Consider the following 25,102-nt stretch of genomic DNA (forward strand, 5'->3'; position numbering starts at 1 on the left):
TTCAAATTCCTAATTAAAGTGAAATTCTATTAATTGGTTTTTGAATCTAATTATATAGCTTATGTGTATATTTTACAGTATAGCACTATTAATTTGGAAATTAAATAAGTATTATAATCTAATAAATAATAAACTGTATTATACTGTATAGATGATATAATAAATTATGAGAAATTATCTAGGGGGATAGATATGGAAAGTAATAAAGATTTAAAAGATATGCTTATTGAGTTAAGAAGAGAGTTTCATAAACATGCTGAAATTGGATGGTTAGAGTTTGAAACTACATTTAGAATTATAGGGTATTTACAAAAACTTGGTTACAATATAGAATGTGGAAGAAACATTCATCATAATCCTATGGGAATGCCAAGTGAAAAGGAAATAAAATCGCATAGAAGTTCATGTGAAATGAATATACCCAAAGATATTAATAAAGAGGAAATTCTAGAAGGATATACTGGAGTTGTAGCATGTCTTTATACTGGTGTGCCGGGACCCACAGTGGCATTTAGATTTGATATTGATGGATTAACTGTGCCAGAAGGAGAAGTAGGGCATATTCCTTATGAAGAAGGCTTTAACTCAAATAATCCAAATGTTTCTCATGCCTGTGGTCATGATGGACACATAGCAATTGGACTCACACTGGCTAAGACTATAATGAATCTCAGGGGAAAGCTAAAGGGAACTATAAAGCTAATATTCCAGCCAGCAGAGGAAGAGGTTAGAGGAGCTAAGTCTATGGTTGATGCTGGAGTTTTAAAGGGAGTAGATTATCTATTCTCAGGACATATTGGTTTTATAAACGAGAATAATACAGTTGGAGTAAAAGTGGAAAATATGTTAGCTACCAATAAAATGGAGGTATCATTTTATGGTAAATCTGCCCATGCTGGAATTTGTCCTGAAGAGGGACGAAATGCACTTCTTGCAGCAGCTAGCTGTATTTTAAATCTTCACTGTCAGGTTCAATATGGTAGGGGAATTGCTAGATTAAATGTTGGAACATTACATGGCGGTACAGGAAGAAATATTATTGCAGATAAAGCTATACTACAGCTAGAAACTAGAGGCGATACTAATGAGGTAAATGATAAAATGGTATCTATGGTAGAGAATGTAGTAAAGGGAACAGCATTGTCATTTGGAGTAGAGTATGATATAAAAACAGTGGGGTCAGCTAGAGCATACAGCAGTAAAAGTAGTGAATTTATGGAACAGGTAATCCATAAGGTTAAAACTCTTAAGTTTAATATTGATGAGAATTTCTCTTTTGGAGCCTCAGAGGATATAACTTATATGATGGAAGAAGTTGAAGCCCATGGTGGAAGAACAGTGTACTTTATATTTTCATCAAAGATAGCAGCTCCACATCATAATCCATATTTTGACTTTAATGAGGATTCAATGGTAATGGCCCATAATACTTATGAAAAGATGTTAGAACAATTTTCATATAGATAAATATAAAATAAGGATATGTTTTAAATAGTATTAAGGTTCAATTTAGCAGTTTGATAAAATATAGTTCAAGGTAAAATAAAGGTACATAAGAATAGAAAGTTAGAAACTTAAAGGATGTGAAATATTGAAGGATAGAATGAAGGGAATTTTAGAAAAATATTATGGATATAAGAGCTTTAGACAAGGCCAAGAACAGGTAATAGAAACTATCCTAGGAGGAAATGATGCATTAACAATAATGTCAACAGGTAGTGGTAAGTCTATTTGTTATCAAGTTCCTGCTTTGATTTTGGAGGGATTAACTATAGTAATCTCACCATTAATATCTTTAATGAAGGATCAAGTTGATGCGATGAAAGAGATGGGCATAGAATGCGCATATATAAATAGTTCTTTAAGTACGGTGGAGTTTAATAGTGTCTTAGAGGGTATTAAGCGTGGGGAGTATAAAATTCTTTATATAGCACCTGAACGACTTGATAGTATGGAATTTTACAACGTGATTTCTAGAATTAATATAAGCCAAGTGGCAATAGATGAAGCTCACTGTGTTTCTCAGTGGGGGCATGATTTTAGAGCAAGTTATAAAAGAATAGCTGGGTTTATAGAAAGATTAATGGTAAGACCAGTAGTTACTGCCTTTACAGCAACAGCTTCTATGGAAGTTAGACAAGATATTGTAAAACTTTTAAGATTACAAAATCCTAAGATATTTATAAGTGGATTTGATAGAGAGAATCTTTCTATTAATATAATTAAAGCAGAGAATAAAAAGAAGTATCTACTGGGCTATATGGTAAATAATAAAGAACAGTCAGGGATAATTTATGCAGCTACAAGAAAAGAAGTAGATAACATTTATAAGGAGCTATCTTCAAAGGGCTATAGCATTGCAAGATACCATGCTGGGCTATCTGATGAGGAGAGAAAGGTAAATCAAGAGGAGTTTATTTACGATAGAATTAAGGTTATGGTGGCCACAAATGCCTTTGGTATGGGTATTGATAAATCTAATATAAGGTATGTAGTCCATTATAATATGCCTAAAAATATTGAAGGGTATTATCAAGAGATTGGAAGAGCCGGAAGAGATGGAGAAAAAAGTCAGTGTATACTACTATTTTCTCCAGGAGACATACACATTCAAAAGTATTTAATAGAGGTTGGCATAGAAAATCCAGAGAGAAAAAATAATCAATATAAAGCTCTGCAGCAGATGGCAGACTTTGTATATAGTAATGGATGTTATAGAAAATATATATTAAACTACTTTGGAGAAAAACATGAAGAGGATTGTGGAAACTGTAGTAATTGTTTAAATCAAGGTGAAATAGTTGATAAAACAGTGGATGCACAAAAGGTATTATCATGCATATATAAAATGAAGAGAAATTTCGGAACCACAATGCTTATTGATGTCCTTAGAGGTTCTAAGAATAAGAAGGTAACTCAGTTTAATTTTCAAGAGATATCTACCTATGGAATAATGAAGGATTATTCAACAGATAATCTAAAAAGCTTTATTAATACCTTGATTTCTCATGGATATGTAAGCCAAGTGGAAGGAACATATCCTGTCCTTGCTTTAAATAATAGATCAATGCTAGTTTTAAGAGGAACAGAAAAGGTTGAGTTTAAGGAATTTAAGGTAGAAGTTAAGACGTCTACTATAAACAAATTATTTGATATGTTAAAGGAATTAAGATACAACATGGCAAAAGAAGCTGGAATTCCTCCTTACATTATTTTTGGAGATGGAACTTTAAGAGAAATGAGTGTTAAGTATCCTAGAAATAAGGAAGAGTTTTTACAGATATCTGGAGTAGGCGAAGTTAAATATAGTAAGTATGGTAAAACTTTTGAAGGTGCTATATTAGATTATATTAAGGAAAACGATATAATTATAGATGAAAATCAAGGACTAAATGAAGGTTGTGTAGACAATAAAGATGAAGTTGCAGAAAAGCATAGTACACAAACTAACAATGAAGAAATAGATGGGGAAAAAAAGAAAACAAGTAGTGGGAAGGTTACTCAAACAACAAATGAAGATGAGGGCTCTACAGATTTTTATGTAAATACAAATGAGGAATTATTTAACCACTTAATAGATATAAGGAAGGTTTTTGGGCAAAAAGAGAGAGCATTACCACAAACTATTATTGCTAAAAATACCTTAAAGGAGATAAGTGGAAGATATCCTAAGAGTTTAGAGGAACTTAAGGATATTGGAGGCATGGGGCCTAAGAAGATAGAGAAATATGGTGAAGAAATAATATCACTTGTAAATGAATATGTAAGTGAGCATGGAATAAATCCAATATGGAGTGAGAAGAAAAGAAAGCGATTAATTCTTGATGGAGATGAAAGAAAGAATAATGAAGTTGCATTAGATATGCTTAGTGATGATAGGGAGCTTAGTGAAGTAGCAGAAGAGATAGAAGTATCAGTATCCACAGTCCTTGGATATGTTACAGATTATATAGCTGAGTATGGTAGACCAAAGTTTGAAATGAACCTTGATAGTCTTTACAATGAAGAGGAAGAGGCTATTATCATGAAGGTTTGTGAAAAAGTAGGATATGATAAGGTTAGTAAGGTAAAGTCTGAGCTTCCTGACACCATAAAATATGAGTCTATTAGAGCAGTAATATTAAAGAATTACTTTTAAAAATGTGATGAGTATGACATCATGTCAGATAGTATTGATGTGAATTTCAACAGTCACTTAGAATATAGCTAAAATTAAAAGAATATAAAAATAAACATTAATGGAGGATATCATGGAGAAGTTAAAGTTTACGAAAATGCAGGGTGCAGGAAATAGTTTTGTAGTTTTTCAAGACTTGGAAGAGAAATATAAAAACCTTAGTAGGTTAGCTATAAAACTTTGTGATAGAAATTTTGGAATAGGAGGAGATGGAATATTAGTAGTAAGAAAAAGTGAAATTGCTGATATTCAGATGGTTATAATTAATAGTGATGGTTCTTATGCTAGAATGTGTGGTAATGGAATTAGATGTTTTGGTAAATATGTCTATGAAAATAACTTAGTAAATAAGGAGATTTTTACTATTGAAACTGGAGATGGCATAAAAATCTGTAATTTAATTATGAAGAATGAAGTTGTAGATGGAGTTAAAATTAACATGGGAAGTGAAAACTTTGATCCAAGGCTGATTCCAGCTTTAGCTACCGCTCCTATTATTGAAAAAGAAATTGTGGCTGGTGGGAAAAATTATAGCATAAGCACCTTATTATTAGGAGTTCCTCATACAATAGTTTTAGTTAAGGAAGGGGATTTTAAGGTGGAAGAGGGGGCAGCTATAGAAAAATATAGCTTATTTCCTCAAGGAACAAATGTTAACTTTTGTAGAGTAATAGACAAAGGGGAAATAAAAGTAGATACATGGGAGAGAGGTGCTGGTCCAACTCTTGCATGTGGTACCGGTAGCTGTGCATCAGTGGTTTTGTGTAATAAATTACATTTAGTAGATAAATCTGTTAGAGTTACAGTTCCAGGAGGAATATTAAGAGTTGAAATTACAGAGGCTGGAGTAATGATGACTGGAAATGCAGTAAATGTATTTACTGGAGAAATAAATTTACTATAGTTATTAACTTCAATACTATTGAAGTAGGATTTCAACAGTACAATAAAACCTAGAAATTAGATTTAATAAAGAGTAAATATGATCCTATTTTAGATATGTTATAAACATATCTAAAATAGGGTTTTTATTTTTTATTTTCTTAATTTGAATTACATTTGGAATATATGGTAATGATTGTAATGATATGTTGAAAAGTATATAGGGTGTAAGCTTGGAGAAGTATTTATAAAATTAAGTTAAAAATGTAATTAACTATAAAAATGAATTAAGGTGATAAAATACAATGAGTAAAATAGTAGATTTGGATTTGTTAAATATAAATATTCAGGCTATGAAGGGAATTTCTAAGGAGTTATGTGAAGAATATAATGTATTTCCTTATGATATAAGGGACAATGAATTATATTTAGCTTCATTTCAGGAATTAAGTAAGGAGGATATAGCTGAACTTAGATTTCTTCTGAAAAAGAACTTAAGAACTTGTATCTGTGAAAAAACTCAGTTTACAAATTATATAAATAAGTATTATGAAGAAATTTATAGAAGGTCAATAGTGGATGAATTTAAAAGTAGCAATAGTATGGCTATAGAAGACGAGGAAGAGGAGCAGGTTAGTGGTCCAATAATTTCACTAGTGGATTCTATCTTAAAAGATGGAATTGTAAAGGAAGCTAGTGACATACATATAGAGCCACTGAAGCAGAATGTATTAGTACGGTATAGAGTAGATGGAGTACTAAAGATTTTTAGTAGTATTCCTAAAAACATTTATGAAAGAATAACTACAAGAATAAAAGTTATGAGTGAAATGGATATAGCTTGTAAATATATGCCCCAAGATGGAGAAATATCAATGAATATTGGAGAAGATGCCTATGATTTTAGAATTTCTACCCTACCAACTATTAATGGTGAAAAATTTGTAATAAGAATACTTCGCAGAAATGCAACTTTATTAAATTTAGAGAGAATTGGATTTAAGAAGGAAGATCATTTAATTTTAAAAAATATACTTAAGTTTAAACAAGGTTTAATCATAATTACAGGTCCAACGGGCAGCGGAAAAACTACTACACTTTATTCAATGATAAGAGAACTAAATAATGAAAAAAGAAATATAATTACCGTTGAAAAGCCGGTGGAGTGTGAAGTAGAAGGTATAAATCAAGTTTCTATAGGTGGGCAGGGCAATATTACCTATGGGAATATTTTGAAAAATGTATTAAGACAGGATCCTGACGTGATAATGGTGGGTGAAATAATAGATAAGGATACAGCAGAAATTGCTATTAGGGCATCCTTGACAGGACATTTAGTGTTAACGACGCTACATACCAATGATGCTACTACTTCAATTAATAGATTAATTAACATGGGAATTGATTCTGATTTAATTAAGGATTCTTTAGTGCTTGTAATAGCTCAAAGATTAACGAGGGTTGTATGTGAAAGTTGCAAGAGCACTTATGAACTATCCGACTATGAGAAAAATTTATTGGATATAGAAAGTTGTGTAACTGCATATAAAGGATTTGGTTGTGTAAAGTGTAATGATACTGGCTATAAAGGGCGTACCATTGCTTATGAAATTATGACCATAGGTAAGGAAATTAAAAATAATATACAAAAAGGGAATAGTGACATTCTAAGAGATATTTCTATAAAGAATGGTATGACTACTATAGATGATTACTTTAAAACCTTGATATTAAAAGGACACACCACTATTGAAGAGTATTACAGCAATTTGCAGGTTTATAATATTGAAAAAGCCTTAGGAGTGGATTATGGAATATAGATACAGAGGCATAAATAGTGATGGCAAGAAGGTAAAAGGCAGAGCAAATGCTGAAAATCAATGGAAGTTAATTTCACAACTTAGGAATGAAGATATATACTGCATAGACTATAAAGAAATTAATGAGAGTAGAATGTTTTTTCAAAGAAAAATTTCTGAAAAGGATTTAGGTCTATTTTGTAAGATTATGAAGAATAATTTAAAAGCAGGAATTTCCTTAACTAATTCTTTAGATTTAGTAGCTACTCAAAGTGGGAATAAGACTTTGGTGAGTTCAGCAGATAAGGTAACTAATTATATAAAAAAAGGTAGTACATTAAAAGAAGCACTAAGTAATTTCCCAAGATGTTTTCCAAAGCTATTTATAACTATGGTTTATGTAGGGGAGGAAAGTGGGAAACTACAGCAGATTTTTATGTTTATGGAGAAGTACTACACAAATGAATATAGAAGAAAAAGAAAACTTGTAAATATGCTGATTTATCCTATGTTTGTCATGGCAGTTGCAGTTATAATGGCAATGATTATTATAGGAAAGATTCTACCAAGTTTCTTTAAAACTATGAAGATGGATTATATTGAGTTGCCAGCTATAACTAGGTTTTATATAACTACATCAAATATAATGAATGGGGTAGGAATACTTATAATACCTTGGATTATGGGTATTATTATAGGTATTTATTTATCTTATAGATATTTAAAGAAGAATAATATTATAGATGACTTCATGTATAAAGTTCCCTTTATAAGAAAATTTCAGCTAAAAAAGTTTTACTGTAGATTTACATTATCACTTTCCATGATGATTAGTAGTGGAATTGATATAAAGTCTGCTTTAGTTATACTGAAGAGCTGTGAGGATGTAGAGTATCTTAATAAAAAGTTGCGTATATGCATAAAGACATTGGAGGAAGGACAGGGATTTTATGATGGTCTAAAGAAGATAGATATTTTCCCAAAATACTTTTTAACTATGATTTCCATGGGTGAAGAGAATGGAAGTCTTGAGGAGAATCTTATTACTAGTAGTGAAGAATTTGAAGATGATCTTCAGGTGAATATAGAAAAGCTGATGAAGCTTATAGAACCTTTAATAATAGTAGTAGCAGGAATATTTGTAGGATCTATTTTTCTAGCTGTAATGGTTCCACTATTTAATATGTATAATATTAGCTTTTAGACTATATTTTAAATTAGCGTTGATAAAGGATGGGATAAGGGAAAAGGAGTTGTTATGAAAAGAAAAGGGTATACCTTAATAGAGGTTATAGTAGTATTAGGGCTATTATCAGTGTGCCTATTAGTAATAGCTCCAGGGGTAGGTGCTTGTGAAGAAAAACGACTAGCTAGAGAAATGGAATATGCAGTTGATGGGATTGTTGAATTTATTAATGGGTGTAAAAGTTATGCTAGAAATCATAGTGATAAATCTTTGAAAATAAAGCAAGAAGAAAGAAAAGTTAAGCTTTATCAAAATACAAATCTTGTGAATGAATTTACATTACCAGAGTCAGTAAATATACAAATAACAGCATATAGCAAGGTATGGATAGGTATAGATAAATCAGGTCATATAAAGATTGCAACTACAATCAATTTATATAATTCAGCAGGAAGTAGAAAAGATGTAACTATACAGGTGGGAACTAGGTATGTCAGCGAGAAAAAATAAGGGGTATACCCTCTTAGAGGCTATAATAGCAATGTTTATACTTACTACTTTTTCAATAGTGATACTTACATTCCAAGGAGTAAGTATGGAAAGTAAGGTTAAAGAAAAGGAAATTATGGAAGGTCTATTTATAGTAGAATCCATGAGGAATATACTTCTATGCAATTTATCTTATGATGAGCTAAAATCAAGGTTTGTGGGTAAAACTTCCTTTGTGAATAAAGATAACATTGAAAATGGAATTATTTTTACAAATGATATATTATATTTAGTTGAGGAATATGGTGAATATGATTATCCAGTAATAGTAATTGAAGCCTATGAAGAAATAGAATCTCAAGTGATGAAGATAGAGCTTAATTATAAATATGGAGGAGGAAAGGAAATGAGTAATGTTTTTTACAAGGGGAATTATGAGAAAAACTAAGGGTATAACTTTAGTTGAAGTCATAGCAACCTTAAGTATATTCTCTATTGTAATTTCATTGATTATTACTACTTATAGTGTGTGGATGAAAAATTATAAAGCTGATATGGAATATTCTAAAGGTATTATAGATATTAATGAAGCATTGATGTACATAGATTATCATGTAAATTACAATGGGCAAGGCTGTTTTGAGAGGGATGATAAAATAATTATTCGAATTAGAAGTAAAGGCTATAAAGATTATGAAGATTACGAGGATTATATAAGTCTACAGGGGAATGAATTGATGATTTACTATGAAAATGAAGATAAAAGAGGATATACACCTAGAGCTTTACTTTATGGGGTAAAAGATTTTTCAATTATAGAAAATGATAAGGTGCTCTTTATAAAAATAACTAATGAAGATGGGATTAAAGGAGAAAAATCAATTGGTAAGCTTTAAGAAAGTTATTAAAGGTGAAAATTTTAACAGTGGTATACTGAGGTATCCTTATAAATCTTTAGGAGAAAAATTCTTTATAAGGTGTCAAAAGGGTGGGATTTTACCCTATGTATTAATGATATCCATGTTTATACTTTTAGATATTTCTTTTGCAATGAAATCATTTGAGAATAGAAATTTTTATCTAAAAAATTATAAAGAGTATGTTTTAGAGGAAAATAAAAGCCATAGCCATAAAGAATATTTAATGGGAACATTCAATAAATATATGGAAGAAAACATTGACGAAATAAGTGAAAAGACCATAGATGTATATTTCAAAGATATAAAGGTAGATCAAATTTTTAGATATGATAAGAGCTTTATAAAATATAATTCGGATAAGCTAGAATTTGAAATTGATGCAGGCCATAGGCTATACAGGTTTGTACCTGTGATTGAGGATAATAAAATTACATATAGTTTTAAAGAGATTAATATATGATTGCAGAATGTGATAATTAAAATAGTTTAAATAGATTAATAATGGAGGTGTGCTAGTGGGAAGAAGTAAGGTTATTACTATAAAAGGTGGAGAATTGAATGTAGCAATATATAAAACTGGAATTTTAAATAGAAATAGAAGAATTGATTATGGAAACACCATGGTAGATTCAAAGACTTTATTAAAGAATTCTAGGATAAAAGTCATAATTGAAGGTGAAGAGATATTTATTTATAGCATTGTAACTCCAAGGGTAGAGAGTAAAAAGTTATATTTAATTATAAGGAATGATTTAATAAATAAGTTTCATGATATAGAAAACCTTATATTTGATTATAGGATTTATAGTAAGAAGAAAAATAGCCTGCAGGTTACAGTTTATTGTATAAATATAGAAAATTTACCTTTGTTAGATGAAGAACTTTTAAAAAACTCTATTATTAAATCTATAAAGGTTATTCAAGGAGAATACGTAAATTGTTATAGTGAAAAGTTAAAAAAATATGTAAGTAAGGTAAGAAGTTGTGCTACTAAATTAAATCATAAAGAGTTTATTTTAGTAGCAAATAAAGATGAATATATCTATATTATGAAAGTTGAACAGGGGATTTTAGTAAGTAACAGGGTAACATTGTACCATGATTATAAAGTCCATGAAGAAATGAAAAATTTTCTACAGGAAGCAAATCAAGGAGAACAGAATACAGAAAGAATTTACATATTTGTGAGAGAAGGTTATGAAGATATTAAAATAGCCCGGGTGAGTGAAATAGAAAGATATTTATTAGGAAGTAGATTTTTAGCAGACGATGTTATGGAATGTAAATAGTCTAATAAAGACGGTAGGAGGAGTTAAATTATATGAGAGGAGCATACTATCCTCAGTGGTACGTTAGAAAATTAGAGAAAAGTTATGAAAAAAGTACAAAAAGATTAATCATATTGTTTTCAATATTTAGCTTATTTATTTCGATGGAAATATCAGAAATATACAGTGACATTAAATTATTTAAGGAAGAAACTGCTAATAGTATTAAGACTAGTAGAAGTTTATACTCAACAAATAGAACTAGTTATGTATATAACTATATATACAATGTATTTCAAGAAATGGACATAGGAATCCATAGCTTGAATATTAATAGTGAGGATGTAAACATGGAGATAAATGCGAATAACCATGAGGATTATAGAAGGAAAATAAAATTGTTAGAGGAGAATTTTGAAATCATTGAAATATCATCAATTATTCAAGGAGATAATGAACAGTATTTTAAAGTTAGGATGAGGATTAATGAGGATTAAGAAGTATAGATTGATAAATATATTTATGGTAACTTTCATACCCATAATTATAGGAACTTATTTTATTTTAAAGGGTGAATTAAATGAGTTAATAATTAATTCTGAGGTAAAACCTTATAAAGAGGATGGTCAAAATGAAGACTTTGAATTAGCATTATTTTTAAGTAAGCTAGAGAATTACGATAATATTAGTGTAGATAATATTACTTTCTATGATGATTGGGGAGAACTAAAGATTGGGTGTGAAGGTGATTTAAATAACATAAAACAACTACTAAATTCATTGAAGGGTATGGAAGAGATAAAAGAGGTGGCTGATCTGTCTATTAAGAATAATTGGTGTGAGTTTTTAGTTATATTTAATAAATAGTTAATTAAAACAAATTAAGATTTAGTGAGAGGGTATTGCACTAGTAATATTAAGGTATAACTTTAATACGTGAATAAAATTCAGCTTTTAAATAAAACTTGAAATTGTTTTCAGTAAAAATTTAGAAAATATTTGGAATTTCATGTTGACTATTCATTATCTCTCATATATAATAAATTCAAGATAAAAATTAAATAGCTTCTTATCACGAGCGGTGGAGGGACTGGCCCTTTGAAACCCAGCAACCTGTATATGTATATTGTATCATAAGCAATATGTATGTACTATGGTGCTAAATCCTGCAGCTTTTATAAGCTGGAAGATAAGAGAATAGATTAACCATGCATGGGTATATGCACTAGGGATTTATTCTCTAGTGCTTTTTTTATCTTAAAATATAAGAGAAATAGTCAAGACAATTTAGATATCTACAGTTAAAGGAGGGTGCTAAGAAGATGATAGAAGTAACACATATTAAGAAGAATTTTGGTGACTTGCAAGTGCTAAAAGATGTGTCATTCACTATAGAAAAAGGGCAAGTATACGGAATCATAGGGCATAGTGGAGCTGGAAAATCAACTCTACTAAGATGTATAAATGGATTAGAAGTATATTCAGAAGGTAGTTTAAAGGTGATGGGAAAAGAGGTATCCTCTATGACTGAGAAGGAACTTAGAGAGTTTAGAAAAGAAGTAGGAATGATATTTCAAAACTTTAATTTACTTAAGAGATCCAATGTATATGACAATGTAGCGCTACCATTACAGCTATGGGGATATGATAAGCTACATATAGATAAAAAGGTAAATGAATTATTGAAGCTTGTGGGTATTTATCATAAAAAGGATTCCATGCCGAAGCAATTGAGTGGAGGAGAAAAGCAAAGAGTTGCAATTGCAAGAGCATTGGCTTTAAAACCAAAAATTCTTTTATGTGATGAGGCAACTTCAGCATTAGATCCTAAGATCACAAAGGATATACTAGGATTACTTTCTAGAATTAATAAGGAAATGGGAATCACCATTGTTATGGTTACTCACCAGATGGAAGTTGTTAAGGAGATTTGTGAAAAAGTAGTACTTGTAGAAGGTGGAGAAGTAAAAGCCGAAGGTCATGTGGAAGAGTTATTCTTAAGACCAGGACAGTCTCTTAGAAAGTTTCTTGGTGAAGAAGAAGATATTGTGTTCCAAGAAGGAGTAAATGTGAAAATTTACTTTCCTGCTTCTAAAAGTGAAAATTCCTTTATTACAAATATGGCAAGAAAGCTAGATGTTAACTTCTCAATAGTTTGGGGTAAACTAGAGAGATTTAGAGAAAATACCTTAGGTTCTTTAGTAATAAGAATAGATGGTGAATCAAAAGAACATGTTCTTAAATATCTAGATGAAAATAAATTTCAATGGGAGGTGTTATAGATGGATATAAAATCAGTATTAATTAAATCACTCATAGAAACACTGATAATGGTAGCTGCTGCTACAGTATTTGCAGTGGTAATTGGAATGATTCTAGCTATAATACTTGTTTTAACTGACAATGAAGGACCAAAGCCTAATAAGGTTATTTATAAAACTCTCGATGTGATTATAAATACTTTAAGAAGCTTCCCATTTGTAATCTTAATGGTTGTTGTGGTTCCAATTACTAGGGCTATTGTAGGGAAATCTATAGGAACTGTAGCTGCTATAGTCCCACTGACTATAGCAACAGCGCCTTTTGTAGCAAGAATAATTGAAGGGTCACTAAAGGAAGTGGATAAAGGAATTATAGAAGCAGCTAAATCACTAGGAGCAACTAAAACTCAAATTATATTTAAGATAATGCTAAAGGAAGCCTTTCCATCAATTATCTCAGGATTAACTCTTACAATCATAAGTATCATTGGTTACTCAGCTATGGCGGGATCTATTGGTGGTGGCGGACTAGGGGCTGCAGCTATAACCTATGGTTATAATAGATTTAATACTGAATTTATGGTATGCACAGTAATTGTTCTTATAGCATTAGTACAATTAATTCAAACCATTGGAAATTATATATATAAGAAATTAAGCTAATCACAAAAATATTTTTTTAGGGGGAAGAATCATGAAAAAATCATTAATAAAATTATTGTCTTTAACGTTAATATTAACATTAGGTACAGCATTAGTAGGATGTGAAGCATCGGGTAAACAAACTGTAGGAAATGTGGGAGATGACAAAGTTATAAAAATAGGAGTGTCACCAGAGCCACATAAAGCGATAGTGGAAAAGGCTATGAAACCATTACTCGAGGCAGATGGGTATACAGTTGAATTAGTAGAATTTACAGACTATGTTTTACCAAACACTGCACTTGCAGAAGGAGAGTTAGATGCAAACTACTTCCAACACGTACCATTCCTAGAAACTACAATACAAGAAAAGTCCTATGAACTTACTTATACAGCTAAGGTTCATATTGAACCAATGGGATTATATTCAGATAAAATTACTGATATAGCGGATATTAGTGAAGGTGCAGAAATTGCAATCCCTAATGATCCATCTAATGGATCTAGAGCATTAAAGATTTTAGATGATAAGGGAATAATCGAAATTCCCGATGGAAATCTTGTAACTGCTAAGGATATAACTTCAAATCCTAAAAATATTAAAATAACTGAACTTGATCCAGAGCAGTTACCAAGAACGTTGAAAGATGTTGAAGTAGCGGTAATAAACACGAATTATGCATTAGAAGGCGGACTTAATCCTTTAACAGATGCTCTGCTATTAGAAAGTGGAGACAGTCCATATGCAAACATTATAGCAGTTAGAGAAGATAATAAGGATAGTGAAAAGATAAAAGCACTTACAAAGGCTGCAACTTCAGAAGAAGTTAAAAAATACATTGAAGACACTTATAAAGGTGCTATAGTTGCTGCATCATATTGATTAGTATGGATATAATATGCATTTTTAATAAAATATTAAAAAAATAATTATTGAAAGTTTCTGTAGATGAAGGTATAATGTGTTTGCAAAGAATACATAGTTTTGGTAAAATATCATTGTTAATAAAAATGAAATGTTATATAAATGACGTGAAGAATTATTAAATTAGAATATAAAGATAGAAAATCTTAACTATTACAACTTAGTATTCTTACTTATAACTACATAAGGTATTAAATTGCTTTAATCAGGTTATAATAATTTTAATTAACAAATGCTATTATATATTAGGAGGTTAAATTATGATATCAGCTGGAGATATAAGAAAAGGAACGACTTTTGAAGATGGTGGACAAGTTTTTACCGTTGTAGATTTTTTACATGTTAAACCAGGTAAAGGTGCTGCTTTCGTTAGAACAAAATTAAGAAATGCTATAACTGGGGGAGTTACAGAAACAACTTTTAACCCAAGTGCTAAATTCCAAGAAGCAGTTATAGAAAGAAAAGAGATGCAATATCTTTATTCAGATGGAGAATTATACTACTTCATGGACCAAGAGACTTTTGAACAAATTCCTCTAAACCATGATAAAGTAGAAGAAGCTATAAAGTTCTTAAAAGAAAACATGTTTGCAATCATCAAATTTTACAAAGGAGAAGCTTTCTCAGTAGAAGCTCCAAACTTTGTTGAATTAATGATTATTAACACTGAGCCTGCAGTAAAAGGAAATACAACTACTAACGTGTTAAAACCTGCTACAGTAGAAACAGGAGCAATAGTTCCAGTTCCTCTATTTGTAAATGAAGGTGACACAATAAGAGTTGATACAAGATCAGGAGAGTACATGGAAAGAGTTTAATCCATGTTTTAAGAGCCAGTTCTCAATTGTTGAGAACTGGCTCTTATTTTTTTGTCACTTCTAGATAATTTTTAAAATTCCTTTATTTTTTAGAAGAAAAATAAAAATATTATAGTAATAATTATAACCCATAGGTAATAACAATTAAATAAGAAAGGGTGAGTTACATGATTACTAAAGATATTTTAGATATTTTACCAGTTGCCATAAAAGAGCAGGTTGTAAATTATAAAGATAATAGTAGGTTGCAAGAGATACGACTAAAGATCAACAAGCCTCTCATATTTATAAACAATAATACTGAAGTTAAAACAGATTACATTACAAAATTAGAGGATATAAAGGTAATAATTCAAAAAATAAGTAGTTATTCTATATATGCCTTTGAAGAGGAAATAAAGCAGGGATATATAACTATTCAAGGGGGTCATCGAGTTGGAATCTGTGGAACCTGTGTTTTAGATGGTAATTCCCTTAAAACTATAAAAAATATTTCTTCAATTAATATTAGAGTGGCAAGAGAAGTAAAGGGGTGTGGAGATGTTATATTACCCTTTATTATAAAAGAAAACAATGTTTTAAATACAATAATTATTTCTCCACCTAAATGTGGTAAAACCACAATATTAAGGGATTTATCTCGTCAAATATCTAATGGCATATCTAAACAGGGTTTAAGTGGTAAAAATGTAGCAATCATAGATGAGAGAAGTGAAATTGGAGCTTGTTATAGAGGTGTTCCTCAAATGGATGTGGGGATTAGAACGGATATATTAGATAACTGTCCTAAAAGTGAAGGGATAATAATGGCTATTAGGAGTATGGCACCACATATTATAGTCTGTGATGAGATTGGAACATATAAGGATATGGACAGTATTGTGGCAGCCCTAAATTCAGGGGTTAATGTAATAACTACTATTCATGGCTTTAGTGAGAAGGATCTTTATAAGAGACCTGTATTTAAAGAGGTTTTAGAAAATAAGGTTTTTAATAAAGCTATAATTTTAAGTAATAGACAGGGAATTGCGACCATAGAATATATATATGATTTTACAAAAGGGGAGATAGTAAGGGGGTGGTAATTTATGATAAAAATAATAGGTATTGTTATGATAGTAATGTCGTCTACTATTATAGGATTTTCTTATGGTGAGAAGTTTAAGAAAAGGGTTAGGGAATTAAAGGAGTTTCAACGGGGTTTATATGTATTAAAAAATGAAATTAATTTTACCCATTCACTGCTTCCAGATGCACTTTACAGGGTTTACGAGAAATGTGAGGCTCCTATAGGAGATATTTTTAAAGATGTATCAGATTTATTACTTAGTAATGAAGAAAATGATGTTTATAGTTGTTTTCTTCAAAGCCTAGATAAGAATAAGAATAAATTATCTTTAACAAAAGAAGATCTATCAATCTTCTTAGATTTCACTAAGAGCTTAGGGGAAATGGACATAGAAGGTCATAATGATATGTTTACATTGACCTTAGAAAATCTAGGGAAGGCAGTAAGTGATGCTGAGTATAATATAGAAAAGAATGTAAAAATGTATAGGTATTTAGGTTTCTCTTTTGGTGCTATGGTAGGAATAATTTTATTTTAGGGAGGGGTAAATGTGTTGTTAGATGTGAGCATAATAATAAAAATAGGCATAGTTGGAATAGTGATGATAGTTCTAGATAAGGTATTAGATAGTGGAGGGAAAAAAGAGTATGCAGTTATTAGTAATTTGGCAGGCATAGTAATAATTCTTATATTAGTTGTTAGCCTAGTTTCAAAATTATTTAATGCGATACAAACCTTATTTTACTTTTAGGAGGAAACTATGGATATTATAAAAATTGTAGCATTCGCATTAGTTTCTCTTCTAATTGTAATTATAGTTAAGACTCATAGACAAGATATTGCACTTTTAATTAGTTTGGTTTGTGGAATTATAATATTCATGTTTTTAATTAGCAAGCTTACAGTAATAGTGAATTTTCTTCAAACTTTATCTAATAAAGCCAATATTGACATAGTATATTTAGATACAGTATTCAAGATTTTAGGTATTGCATACTTGACTTCATTTTGTAGTGAAATTTGTAAGGATGCAGGAGACAGCAGTATTGCATCTAAGGTAGAGTTTGCAGGGAAAATTTTAATATTAACCCTTGCAATCCCAATACTTATGGCTGTAATGCAAACAATATTGAAAATAATGTAGGTGTAAATATGAAAAAATGTATATTTATCTTAATGATTCTCGTGTTTTTAATGCCTATGAAGGCATACGGAAGTGACAATATAAATATAGATGAAGAACAAATGGGGAAGGTAAATGGTTTATATGATTATATAAGTAACATGGACAATGAGAATGACCTGTTAAAGAATATGTCCCCTAAGGAATTTGTGGAAAATTATATGAAAAATGGACAAGATTCTTTAGGACAGAAGGAGATTTTCAAGTCAGCTCTTGGGTACTTATTTAAAGAAGTGGTGGCATCTTTCAAGATAATAGGACAGCTAATTATAATTGCTATAGTCTGTGCTCTACTTAATAATCTTGAAAATGCATTTAGTAATGAAAAATTTTGTAATGTAGCTTACTTCGCTTGTTTTTCAGTAATGATTATATTAATTGCCAGAGGCTTCTATTTAGGGGTTCAGCTGACTCAACAGGTTATAAATAGTATAAGTGACTTTATGGCGGCACTGATGCCAGTTTTAATAATGTTACTGGCAAGTGTAGGAAGTATAAGTCAAGCCTTAATTATGGATCCAATAATTATGGGAGCATGTACACTTGGAACCAAGCTATACTCTTCCATAATAATACCCATAATTTCTATGAGTTTTGTTCTAGACTTTGTAAATAACATATCTGACGAATATAATATTCAGAACTTAACAAGTTTACTTAAAAAAATTGCCCTATGGATTCAAGGTATTTTTCTTACGGTTTTTGTTGGAATTATGACCATAAGAGGAATTGCTAGTAGTAGCTTTGATGTGGTAACTACCAAAACCGCTAAGTTTGCAATGGATAGTTTTATACCTGTAGTAGGAAAAACTCTATCAGATGCATTTGCAACAGTAGCTAGTTATACTTTACTTCTAAAGAGTTCAGTAAGTTTGTTAGGAGTTGTAGTTATCATTGGAATAATTCTTCTTCCAATAATAAAAATTTTTGTTATGGGATTTATGTACAAGCTGACATCTGCATTACTACAACCTGTAAGTGATAAAAGGGTTGCAGATATTATTGATTCAGCAGGAAATTCTTTAATGTTACTAGGCTCTTGCATAATATGTGTAAGTATAATGTTTTTTATAATGATAGCTATAATAGCAGGAACGGGAAAAGGGTTTATTCTTATGTAGGTAATGAAAAATATAAAAGTAATCTTTTAAATAAGTGGGTGAGAGGATGATTGAAGCTTTAGGAAATTGGATAATTACCATTTGTGTGGCTGTATTTTTTACAACAGCAGTTCAAATGATATTACCAGATGGCTCATTAAAAAAGTATTGTAACTTTGTACTGGGGTTAATTGTTTTTGCAGTAATATTAAGTCCTATCGTAAAGATATTTAATTCAGATTTACAAATAAATAAGCTCATAGAAGATTCAGCTAGCTATGTGTTTAATAATACTGAGGAAAAATCTTATGAAGATTATAGGAACGCAAATATCAATAGTACGTTAGAAACCTTTAAGAAAAACTTAGAAAATAAATGTGTAACAGACTTAGAAAGGAATTTTAAAGGGGATAAGTACAAGGCTACTGTAAAAGTATCCTATGATAGTGAATCGAGCCTCTTTGTAATTGAATCAGTGGAAATTGGAATTAATGATGGAGCAGTAGAAAGAATAAAGAAGATAAAAATAGGAGAAGATTCAATTCAAGTAGATAGTCAAGATCCAGAATTAGGAAAGAAAACAGCAGAGGTTAAAGAATTTGTTAGTTCTAGGTATGATATTGATGAGGACAAGATATATGTATATAAATCACAATGAACAGATGATTGAAACTTAATATTGAAGTAAAAAAGTGGGGGGATGAAAGTGTTAGACAATTTGAAAAAGGTGTTTAATGAAATCTTTAAAATCAAAGGAGGTGAAGCTAAGGGAGGGGAGGATAAACTAATTACAAACAAAGGAGAGAAGCTTAAAGAAAAGAAATCATTAAACTCAAGCTTCTTAACAAACTTACTTATAATATTTTTAGTAGGTGTACTTCTTGTTATAGTAGGCAGTATGTTTACTAAGGATGATAGCTCTAAAGGAAATGCTAATGGAATTACTGCAGTTGCAAATGTAGACAATACTGAAACTAAAGATACATTAAATACAACTTCAGCAGCAGTGGATAGAGCATATAAAGAGAAAATGGAAAAAGAATTGGTATCCATACTAGAGCAAATTGAAGGTGTTGGAAAGACTACATCAATGATTTATTTTGAAAGTGGACAAGAACAGGTGCCTGTATTTAATCAAGAGACATCTAAAAGTGTGACTAATGAGAAGGATACAAGTGGAGGACAAAGAGATATAACACAAGAAAACGGCGGAACCACAGTAGTAATGAAAAATAGTGAAAATAATCAACAACCATTTATAACTAAAACTTATGAGCCTACTATAACTGGTATATGTGTAGTAGCAGAGGGAGCAGGTGATACAGTTACAGAACTTAGAATACGACAAGCAGTAACTAAATTATTTGGACTACAAGATGATAAAGTTCAGGTATATCCTATGAAAAAGTAGCATATAAATGTGATAGAAATAAAAATTCGGGGGGAACTATAATGAATAAAAAACAAACTATAATTATCTCTTCTCTAGTAGTACTAATTTTATTTGCGGGTTACTTAGCAACTCAAGTAAATGGACCACTTTATGCGACAGGAGACAAAAGTGACAAAGGAAGTGCAATTAGTACATCTAGCACAAGTTATTTCACAGAAGCAAGACTTCAACGTGATCAATCATCACAAAAAACTCTACAAACTTTAAAATCTTTATTAGATGATGAAAATACTCCACAAGACCAAAAGGCAGAAGCTGCTGATGAATATAAGAATTTAGCACTTCAATCAGACAAAGAAGTTAAAATCGAATTAGCCCTTAAAGCTCAAGGTTTTGAAGAAGCTCTTTGTACTTTAGATAAGGAAAAAGCTACAATTGTTGTTAAGCATGAAGGTGAACTTTCAGACCAACAAGCTAGACAAATCAAAGATGTTGTTATGAGTAAAGTAGATATTAAAGATATAGAAATAAAAGTAGCTGAAAAATAATATATTATTTGCTTTAAAAAACAGTGGAGTGAAATCCACTGTTTTTAATTTAATAAGGGTATTATTTCTAAAAGTGGGCAATATAAAAATAATATATAAATTTATTATAAAAATTGTAAAACAAAAGGTTATCTGATATAATATGAATATTATTAATCACACTGGTAAGGGGGTAGTGAATTATGGAAGAAAATATATTAAGTGAAGTTCCTACAGAGGAAGACGCTGGTATAGTAAGAATATCGGACGAAGTTATTGGTGTAATAGCTGGTGTTGCAGCATCAGAAATAGAAGGTGTTGCAGGTATGAGTGCTGGATTAGTAGAAGATATAAGTAAGAAGTTTACTGGTAAGAAAAGTGGATCTAAGGGTGTTAAAGTAACTATGGATAATGGCAGTGCTGTTATAGATTTACATATGTCAGTACAGTATGGTATTAGAATACCAGAGATGTCCATTAAGGTGCAAAACAATGTTAAAAATACTGTTGAGACTATGACAGGATTAAATGTAGCATTAGTTAACATCTATATCCAAAATGTTATATTTCCAAAAGTAGATAAAGAAGAGGAAATAGAATAATTTTAAACACCCTCTGGTCAAGAGGGTGTTTCCATGTGTAAAATTAATATATAAAAACATGTATAATATGGATTTTAATTTTTAGTTTAAGATAATACTATAAAAATGATATGTAAAAATATGAAAGTTAAACCATGTGAGTACATATACACTCTTAATGATGATTGAATGCATATATATAGATAAGTAAAAGCAAAATGCTTATTTGTTAGTAATTGGAACAGAATAAAAGAGAAATATACATAATTACAATAAGAAAATAAATAGATATTTTATGGAGGTTACATAGATGAATAGAAGAAAAAGTAGAGAAATAGCAACGAAATTATTATTTGAAATGTCAATAAACAAGGAAGAGTACGTGGAGATTATTAATAATTTCCGTGAGAATACTGAAGATATATTAGATGATGTAGACTTTGAGTACGTGATAAGAACTTTAAAGGGAGTTTCTGAAAATGATACTCTTATAACTGAAACAATTTCAAAGTATCTTGTTAAATGGAAGATTGAAAGATTGCCAAAGATGAATGTTGCAATACTTAAGATGGCAACTTATGAAATATTATTTCAAGAAGAGATTCCAAGTAAAGTTACAGTGAATGAAGCTATTGAACTTGCTAAAATATATGGTGATGATAATGCGCCATCATTTATTAATGGTGTTTTAAATAATCTTATTAAAAAGTAGGTGTAATTTATGGGCGCAAAATTAAGCGGTAAAGATTTAGCATTAAAGTATAAACAAGAAATTAAAGAAATGATATTACTCAAGGTAAAAGAAGGAAAGAGACCACCATCATTAGTGTCCATAATGGTTGGAGATGATGGAGGCTCCGTTTCTTATACCAGGGGTCAAAGAAAAGTTAGTCATGAACTGGGAATATTATATGAAACAAAAATATTTCCAGCAGAGATAACAGAAAAAGACCTTATAGAAGAAATTAAAAAGCTAAATGAAGATAAGTCTGTAGACGGAATAATACTGCAATTACCATTGCCAAATCACTTAGAAGAGGATAAAATAGTAGAATTTATCAGTGGAGAAAAAGATGTAGATGGGCTTACAGATTCTAATTTAGGAAGATTTTACAAGGGTAAGGAATCTTTTATTCCATGCACTGCGAGAAGTGTAATTGAATTAATTAAATCAAGACAAAATGATGTTAAAGGGAAGCGTACTGTAGTTATAGGAAGAAGTAATATAGTAGGAAAGCCAACAGCTTATCTTTTACTTGGTGAGAATTCTACAGTAACTTTATGCCACTCTAATACTATTGATATAAAGAGTATTTGTAAAGAAGCAGATATCTTAGTTTCTGCCATTGGAAATCCTGGATTTGTAACTAAGGATTTTGTAAAAGATGGTGCTATAGTTATAGATGTGGGAACAACTATGGTAGAAGGTAAAGTAAAAGGTGATGTGGATTTAGAAGATGTAATTACAAAAGCTGATTTCGTAAGTCCTGTGCCTGGTGGAGTAGGAGCAATGACAACAACTATGCTTATGAAAAATACCTGTGAAGCTTGGCTTAAGAATGTATAATAAGATTTTAACTGTAACAGCAGTGAATAGTTATATAAAAAAAGTTGTGGATAATGATTTTATACTAAAGAATTCCAATATCAAGGGAGAATTATCAAACGTAAAAATTCATAGCAGCGGTCATATATATTTTTCTTTAAAGGACAACTTTACAAAGATTAAATGTGTAATGTTTAGAACCAAGGCTATGGACTTGATATTTATACCGAAAGATGGAATGAATGTTGTAGTGTCTGGAAATATATCAATCTATGAAAAAGAAGGAACCTATCAGCTTTATTGCAATACCATGAAGGTTGAAGGTGAAGGGGAACTATTTTTAGCATTTAATATGTTAAAAGGAAAACTTGAAGAAGAGGGGCTCTTTGATACTTCAAGGAAAAAAAGCATTCCAGCTATGCCAAGAAGAGTTGGGGTGGTTACTTCTCCTACAGGAGCAGCAGTAAGGGATATAATAAAAGTAGCCACAAGAAGAAATAAAAATGTGGATATTTTAGTATATCCATCTCTAGTTCAGGGCATAAATGCTAGCAGGGACATAGCTCGTGGAATAGTAGCACTAAATAAAGCAGAAGGTGTGGATGTAATAATATTAGCTCGTGGTGGAGGATCTATAGAAGAACTTTGGGCTTTTAATGAAGAAGTGGTAGCGAGAGCAATTGCTTCATCTAAAGTTCCTATTATTACAGGGGTTGGACATGAAACTGATTTTACAATTTCAGATTTTGTGGCAGATCTAAGAGCAGCGACTCCATCCCATGCAGCTGAAATTGTAGTATATAGCTTAGATGGACTTATGGATAAGTTAAGTGATTTAAAAGATGAGCTTATTAATTCAATGGGAAATAACATCAATGATAGATTTAACAATTTAGATTCAATGCTAAGTAAATTAAAGCTATACAGTCCTGAAAACTATGTAGTAAATCAATATGATAAACTTGATAATCTTAGGAGTAAGCTTTTCTTTAGTATGGAGTTTAAGATTCAAGATGAAAAGAATAAACTAAGTATAATTAACCATAGATTAATAGGTAATAACCCTCTTAATATACTAGATAAAGGCTATGGAATTATAAAGGACGAAAAGCATAGATCCATAGAATCACTAGAATCATTAAAGAAGCATAGTATTATAGGGATTACAATGAAGGATGGACATGGATTATTTAAAATAGAACAGGTGGAGGAATAATATGGCTAAGAAAAAAGAAACCTATGAAAGTAAAGTGATTAAGCTAGAAGAAATATTACTTGAAATGGAAAATAGAGAAGTTAGCTTAGATGATGCCATATCAAAATATGAAGAGGGAATGAGACTTTACAGTGAACTTTATAAAGCACTTCAGCAGGCAGAGGGAAAAATTAAATTACTTACAGAACAAGGTGAAGAGGATTTTCAAGAGTAAAATTAATTGTGTTGGTGAGGGATTAATATGAATTTAAATGTTTATAAAGAAGAAGTAGAAAATTGGATTGAAGATTATTTTAAGGGGAAAGATGTGGGAGATAACTCCATGCTAGAACCAACTGTTTATAGTCTTAAGATTGGTGGGAAAAGAATAAGACCAATACTTATGATTTGTACTCATAACATGTATAGTGAGAAACGAAAGGAAATACTTCCTTTTGCTGCGGCTATGGAAATGATACACACATACTCACTAATTCATGATGATCTCCCATGCATGGATAATGATGATTTAAGAAGAGGTAAACCTACAAACCATAAGGTTTATGGTGAAGCTATGGCGACATTAGCAGGGGATAGCTTACTTAATGAGGCTATGTATCTTATGTTTAGCAATTGTTTAAATGGGGATTTAAATAAGATTAACGCTAGTCATATAATTGCTAAGTCTTCAGGTATAGATGGAATGATAAAAGGGCAGATAATTGATATAAAGAGCGAAGGCCATAAAATAGATAAAGATACACTTTTAAATATGCATAAAAATAAAACTGGACAATTGATTACTGCATCCATAGTAGCAGGTGCTATTATTGGAGGAGCTTGTGAGGAAGACATAGATAACCTTAGAAATTTCGGAGAAAATCTCGGGCTTGCATTCCAAATTAAGGATGATATATTAGATGTAGAAGGTGATTCTAAATTGCTTGGAAAGTCACAAAGTGATGGCGATAATAATAAGACTAACTTTATTAGTATGTATGGAATTAGCAAATGTAAAGAATTATGTAACAATATAACTGAAGAATGTTACAACTTGTTAGGGAAGATTAGTAAGGATACAACAGAACTTAAGTATATTACTAAGTTTCTACTAGAAAGAAGTTATTAAAATTAAAGATAT

General features: G+C 30.6%; 30 protein-coding genes and 1 riboswitch. All 30 genes read left to right on the forward strand.

Annotated elements, in window-relative coordinates:
* Positions 1 to 192 precede the first annotated feature (192 nt).
* The 30 genes from RSD37_RS10975 to RSD37_RS11120 all read left to right on the forward strand — a co-directional run bounded on the left by RSD37_RS10975 (position 193) and on the right by RSD37_RS11120 (position 25,090).
* Positions 193 to 1,467 carry an amidohydrolase gene (locus RSD37_RS10975; protein ID WP_346946784.1) on the forward strand — a complete coding sequence of 425 codons (1,275 nt, stop codon included), beginning with the start codon at positions 193 to 195 and terminating at the stop codon, positions 1,465 to 1,467.
* Positions 1,468 to 1,603: 136 nt separating this feature from the next.
* Positions 1,604 to 4,138, forward strand: coding sequence for a DNA helicase RecQ (recQ, locus tag RSD37_RS10980; RefSeq protein WP_346946832.1), 2,535 nt, complete (start codon positions 1,604 to 1,606; stop codon positions 4,136 to 4,138).
* 112 nt (positions 4,139 to 4,250) lie between these two features.
* Positions 4,251 to 5,081 carry a diaminopimelate epimerase gene (gene dapF / locus RSD37_RS10985; protein ID WP_346946785.1) on the forward strand — a complete coding sequence of 277 codons (831 nt, stop codon included), beginning with the start codon at positions 4,251 to 4,253 and terminating at the stop codon, positions 5,079 to 5,081.
* 283 nt (positions 5,082 to 5,364) lie between these two features.
* A complete protein-coding gene (locus tag RSD37_RS10990; protein WP_346946786.1) occupies positions 5,365 to 6,879 on the forward strand; it encodes a GspE/PulE family protein in 1,515 nt (504 codons plus the stop codon).
* The gene (locus tag RSD37_RS10995) at positions 6,869 to 8,062 is read left to right on the forward strand and encodes a type II secretion system F family protein (protein WP_346946787.1); all 1,194 of its coding nucleotides are present in this window, start codon (positions 6,869 to 6,871) and stop codon (positions 8,060 to 8,062) included. The genes RSD37_RS10990 and RSD37_RS10995 overlap by 11 nt, the downstream gene beginning before the upstream one ends.
* A gap of 54 nt (positions 8,063 to 8,116) precedes the next feature.
* Positions 8,117 to 8,554 (forward strand): prepilin-type N-terminal cleavage/methylation domain-containing protein, encoded by a 438-nt coding sequence (locus tag RSD37_RS11000; RefSeq protein ID WP_346946788.1) that lies wholly within the window; start codon positions 8,117 to 8,119, stop codon positions 8,552 to 8,554.
* A complete protein-coding gene (locus RSD37_RS11005; protein WP_346946789.1) occupies positions 8,535 to 8,981 on the forward strand; it encodes a prepilin-type N-terminal cleavage/methylation domain-containing protein in 447 nt (148 codons plus the stop codon). Before RSD37_RS11000 ends, RSD37_RS11005 begins: the two co-directional genes overlap by 20 nt.
* Complete coding sequence (locus RSD37_RS11010) at positions 8,968 to 9,429, forward strand: prepilin-type N-terminal cleavage/methylation domain-containing protein (protein WP_346946790.1); 462 nt, start codon at positions 8,968 to 8,970, stop codon at positions 9,427 to 9,429. Before RSD37_RS11005 ends, RSD37_RS11010 begins: the two co-directional genes overlap by 14 nt.
* Positions 9,416 to 9,913 carry a hypothetical protein gene (locus RSD37_RS11015; protein WP_346946791.1) on the forward strand — a complete coding sequence of 166 codons (498 nt, stop codon included), beginning with the start codon at positions 9,416 to 9,418 and terminating at the stop codon, positions 9,911 to 9,913. Before RSD37_RS11010 ends, RSD37_RS11015 begins: the two co-directional genes overlap by 14 nt.
* A gap of 55 nt (positions 9,914 to 9,968) precedes the next feature.
* Positions 9,969 to 10,742, forward strand: a complete 774-nt coding sequence (locus tag RSD37_RS11020; protein ID WP_346946792.1) for a hypothetical protein — start codon at positions 9,969 to 9,971, stop codon at positions 10,740 to 10,742.
* 32 nt (positions 10,743 to 10,774) lie between these two features.
* Complete coding sequence (locus tag RSD37_RS11025) at positions 10,775 to 11,218, forward strand: hypothetical protein (protein ID WP_346946793.1); 444 nt, start codon at positions 10,775 to 10,777, stop codon at positions 11,216 to 11,218.
* Positions 11,208 to 11,588: a hypothetical protein gene (locus RSD37_RS11030; protein WP_346946794.1), complete on the forward strand. Its 381-nt coding sequence runs from the start codon at positions 11,208 to 11,210 to the stop codon at positions 11,586 to 11,588. The genes RSD37_RS11025 and RSD37_RS11030 overlap by 11 nt, the downstream gene beginning before the upstream one ends.
* Positions 11,589 to 11,787: 199 nt before the next feature.
* Positions 11,788 to 11,917, forward strand: a riboswitch (SAM riboswitch).
* 126 nt (positions 11,918 to 12,043) lie between these two features.
* A complete protein-coding gene (locus tag RSD37_RS11035) occupies positions 12,044 to 13,003 on the forward strand; it encodes a methionine ABC transporter ATP-binding protein (protein WP_346946795.1) in 960 nt (319 codons plus the stop codon).
* Between the two features lie 6 nt (positions 13,004 to 13,009).
* Positions 13,010 to 13,645 carry a methionine ABC transporter permease gene (locus RSD37_RS11040; protein WP_346946833.1) on the forward strand — a complete coding sequence of 212 codons (636 nt, stop codon included), beginning with the start codon at positions 13,010 to 13,012 and terminating at the stop codon, positions 13,643 to 13,645.
* Between the two features lie 31 nt (positions 13,646 to 13,676).
* Positions 13,677 to 14,507: a MetQ/NlpA family ABC transporter substrate-binding protein gene (locus tag RSD37_RS11045; RefSeq protein ID WP_346946796.1), complete on the forward strand. Its 831-nt coding sequence runs from the start codon at positions 13,677 to 13,679 to the stop codon at positions 14,505 to 14,507.
* A gap of 302 nt (positions 14,508 to 14,809) precedes the next feature.
* A complete protein-coding gene (gene efp / locus RSD37_RS11050; protein ID WP_346946797.1) occupies positions 14,810 to 15,367 on the forward strand; it encodes an elongation factor P in 558 nt (185 codons plus the stop codon).
* 167 nt (positions 15,368 to 15,534) lie between these two features.
* Positions 15,535 to 16,452, forward strand: a complete 918-nt coding sequence (gene spoIIIAA, locus RSD37_RS11055; RefSeq protein ID WP_346946798.1) for a stage III sporulation protein AA — start codon at positions 15,535 to 15,537, stop codon at positions 16,450 to 16,452.
* 3 nt (positions 16,453 to 16,455) lie between these two features.
* A complete protein-coding gene (spoIIIAB, locus tag RSD37_RS11060) occupies positions 16,456 to 16,974 on the forward strand; it encodes a stage III sporulation protein SpoIIIAB (protein ID WP_346946799.1) in 519 nt (172 codons plus the stop codon).
* Positions 16,975 to 16,989: 15 nt separating this feature from the next.
* The gene (gene spoIIIAC / locus RSD37_RS11065) at positions 16,990 to 17,187 is read left to right on the forward strand and encodes a stage III sporulation protein AC (RefSeq protein WP_346946834.1); all 198 of its coding nucleotides are present in this window, start codon (positions 16,990 to 16,992) and stop codon (positions 17,185 to 17,187) included.
* A gap of 9 nt (positions 17,188 to 17,196) precedes the next feature.
* Entirely contained in the window at positions 17,197 to 17,580 is a 384-nt protein-coding gene (gene spoIIIAD, locus RSD37_RS11070) for a stage III sporulation protein AD (RefSeq protein ID WP_346946800.1), read from the forward strand.
* An 8-nt stretch (positions 17,581 to 17,588) separates the two neighbouring features.
* Complete coding sequence (spoIIIAE, locus tag RSD37_RS11075) at positions 17,589 to 18,740, forward strand: stage III sporulation protein AE (protein ID WP_346946801.1); 1,152 nt, start codon at positions 17,589 to 17,591, stop codon at positions 18,738 to 18,740.
* Between the two features lie 46 nt (positions 18,741 to 18,786).
* On the forward strand, positions 18,787 to 19,377 hold the full coding sequence (spoIIIAF, locus tag RSD37_RS11080) for a stage III sporulation protein AF (RefSeq protein WP_346946802.1): 591 nt from the start codon (positions 18,787 to 18,789) through the stop codon (positions 19,375 to 19,377).
* 48 nt (positions 19,378 to 19,425) lie between these two features.
* A complete protein-coding gene (spoIIIAG, locus tag RSD37_RS11085; protein WP_346946803.1) occupies positions 19,426 to 20,130 on the forward strand; it encodes a stage III sporulation protein AG in 705 nt (234 codons plus the stop codon).
* Positions 20,131 to 20,171: 41 nt separating this feature from the next.
* Positions 20,172 to 20,660: a SpoIIIAH-like family protein gene (locus RSD37_RS11090; RefSeq protein WP_346946804.1), complete on the forward strand. Its 489-nt coding sequence runs from the start codon at positions 20,172 to 20,174 to the stop codon at positions 20,658 to 20,660.
* Positions 20,661 to 20,842: 182 nt separating this feature from the next.
* Entirely contained in the window at positions 20,843 to 21,241 is a 399-nt protein-coding gene (locus RSD37_RS11095; protein WP_346946805.1) for an Asp23/Gls24 family envelope stress response protein, read from the forward strand.
* A 289-nt stretch (positions 21,242 to 21,530) separates the two neighbouring features.
* Entirely contained in the window at positions 21,531 to 21,932 is a 402-nt protein-coding gene (gene nusB / locus RSD37_RS11100) for a transcription antitermination factor NusB (protein ID WP_346946806.1), read from the forward strand.
* 9 nt (positions 21,933 to 21,941) lie between these two features.
* Positions 21,942 to 22,787: a tetrahydrofolate dehydrogenase/cyclohydrolase catalytic domain-containing protein gene (locus tag RSD37_RS11105; protein WP_346946807.1), complete on the forward strand. Its 846-nt coding sequence runs from the start codon at positions 21,942 to 21,944 to the stop codon at positions 22,785 to 22,787.
* Positions 22,780 to 23,982, forward strand: coding sequence for an exodeoxyribonuclease VII large subunit (xseA, locus tag RSD37_RS11110; RefSeq protein WP_346946808.1), 1,203 nt, complete (start codon positions 22,780 to 22,782; stop codon positions 23,980 to 23,982). The genes RSD37_RS11105 and xseA overlap by 8 nt, the downstream gene beginning before the upstream one ends.
* Before the next feature lies 1 nt (position 23,983).
* Positions 23,984 to 24,196: an exodeoxyribonuclease VII small subunit gene (locus tag RSD37_RS11115; protein ID WP_346946809.1), complete on the forward strand. Its 213-nt coding sequence runs from the start codon at positions 23,984 to 23,986 to the stop codon at positions 24,194 to 24,196.
* A 27-nt stretch (positions 24,197 to 24,223) separates the two neighbouring features.
* Positions 24,224 to 25,090, forward strand: coding sequence for a polyprenyl synthetase family protein (locus RSD37_RS11120; RefSeq protein WP_346946810.1), 867 nt, complete (start codon positions 24,224 to 24,226; stop codon positions 25,088 to 25,090).
* Positions 25,091 to 25,102 lie beyond the last annotated feature (12 nt).

Source organism: Clostridium sp., assembly GCF_036646415.1.
Lineage (GTDB): Bacteria > Bacillota > Clostridia > Clostridiales > Clostridiaceae > Clostridium_J.